Here is a 603-nt window from a genome sequence, read left to right on the forward strand (position 1 = left end):
AGGAGGGCATCAAGATGCCAAGTCGCTGGAGAAGTTGCCAGCCCGGCTGAAGGTCATCCGCCATGTCCGGCCCCGCTACGCCTGCCGGTCCTGCGAGGCCGTTCTGCAAGCCCCGGCGCCCGACCTGCTGGTGGAGCGCGGTCGCCCCGGCCCCGGGCTGCTCGCCCATGTGCTGGTCTCGAAATACGTCGACGGCCTGCCGCTGTACCGGCTCTCCGGCATCCTGGCGCGCGAGGGCGTCGAGATCGAGCGGCAGACCCTGGCCGACTGGGTCGGCCATGCCGCCTGGTGGCTGCGGCCGCTGGCCGAGGCGATCGGCCGCCATGCCCTGGCGCAGCGGGTGATCTGGACCGACGACACGCCGATCCGCGTCCTGGCGCCGGGCCGCGGCAAGACCCGCGAGGCCANACCGGGCCACCCGTGGCCCTCTACCGCTACTCGGCGGACCGCAAGGGCGAGCGGCCCCAGGGCCACCTGGCCGGGTTCCAGGGCTGGGTCCATGCCGATGGCTTTGCCGGCTACAACGCGCTCTGGCGAGCCCATCAGGGCCAGCTGCCGGTGGTCCAGCATGTCGCCTGCCGAGTAGGTGGGGACGTTGCCGCC

General features: G+C 72.8%; 1 pseudogene. It reads left to right on the top strand.

Going from position 1 to position 603, the window contains the following annotated elements:
- Window positions 1-34 precede the first annotated feature (34 nt).
- A pseudogene (gene tnpC, locus QWZ14_RS02740) lies at window positions 35-603 on the top strand (IS66 family transposase); the annotation flags it as partial.

Source organism: Paeniroseomonas aquatica, assembly GCF_030409335.1.
Taxonomy (GTDB): Bacteria; Pseudomonadota; Alphaproteobacteria; order Acetobacterales; family Acetobacteraceae; genus Belnapia; species Belnapia aquatica.